This is a genomic window from Myxococcus virescens (genome assembly GCF_900101905.1).
GTDB classification, from domain to species: Bacteria; Myxococcota; Myxococcia; order Myxococcales; family Myxococcaceae; genus Myxococcus; species Myxococcus virescens.
Window position 1 is genome coordinate 1 of record NZ_FNAJ01000057.1, and the last position, 1,081, is coordinate 1,081.

At 65.2% G+C, this 1,081-nt stretch carries 1 protein-coding gene; it reads right to left on the bottom strand.

Annotation, left to right across the window (positions count from 1 at the left end; genetic code table 11):
* A partial coding sequence (locus BLU09_RS38055; protein WP_244172439.1) for a condensation domain-containing protein occupies positions 1-1,081 on the bottom strand: 1,081 nt, incomplete at both ends.

The following is a 1,081-nucleotide window of genomic DNA, read 5'->3' on the forward strand; positions in this document are numbered from 1 at the left end:
CACCGCGTAGTCCGCGTACTGCACCTCCAGCTCCGCCAGCGGTGACTCGCGCCCCTGCGAGTACGCCTCGTACAGAGCCACCAACTCCCTCACCAACACGCCCATCGACCAGCCGTCCGACACGATGTGGTGCATCACCAACACCAGCACGTGCGCGTCCTCTCCCTCCTTCAGCAGCGTCGCCCTCAGCAGCGGCCCTGTCTCCAGATTGAACGGGCGAAGTGTTTGAAGTTCCGTTCGACGCTGGACTGCCAGGGTCTTCTCCGTGCCCTGGAGTGCACTCAGGTCCACGAACTCCAACGCGCCCCTTCCTGCGGGAGAGATGACCTGGGTGGGAACGCCTGCCTCGGAACGGAAGGTCGTGCGCAGCGCCTCATGACGGAGAACCAGTGAATGGAAGCTCCGTTCCAGCGCTGCAACATCAAGGGCCCCCGAGAGCTTTACTGCCACGGGCACGTTGTAGAAGGCACTGTCGGGGTCAAGCTGGTGGAGGAACCACAGCCGTTGCTGTGCGAACGACAGAGGAAGCGCGCCGTCTCGTGAGGCGCGAACCAGCGGAGGGCCTCTCAACCCAGCAGCGACTCCCGAGGCACTCTCCAGCCACCTCGCCACTGTCTCAACCGACCGGGACTCGAAAACTGTCCTGAGTGGTAGTTCAACCTGGAAGGCCTCGCGCACGCGCGACACCAACTGCGTGGCCAGCAGCGAGTGGCCACCCAGCTCGAAGAAGTCGTCGTCGATGCTGACGCGCTCGACGTTCAGCACCTCGGCGAAGATGGACGCCAGCTTCTCCTCAGCCGCCGTGCGAGGCGCCTCGAAGTGCGCTGCCTTCGGGCCTTGTGCCTCTGGAGCGGGCAGCGCCTTGCGGTCCACCTTTCCGTTCGGCGTCAGCGGCAACGACTCCAGCACCACATACGCCGACGGCACCATGTACTCCGGCAGCCGCTGCTTCACGTGGCTCCGCAGTGCGCTGGACTCCAGTTCCACGCCCTCTTGCGCCGTCACGTAGGCCACCAACCGCTTGCCTTCGCCCCCATCCTCCCGCGCCACCACCACGGCTTCGTTGACGCCACCGTGCTGG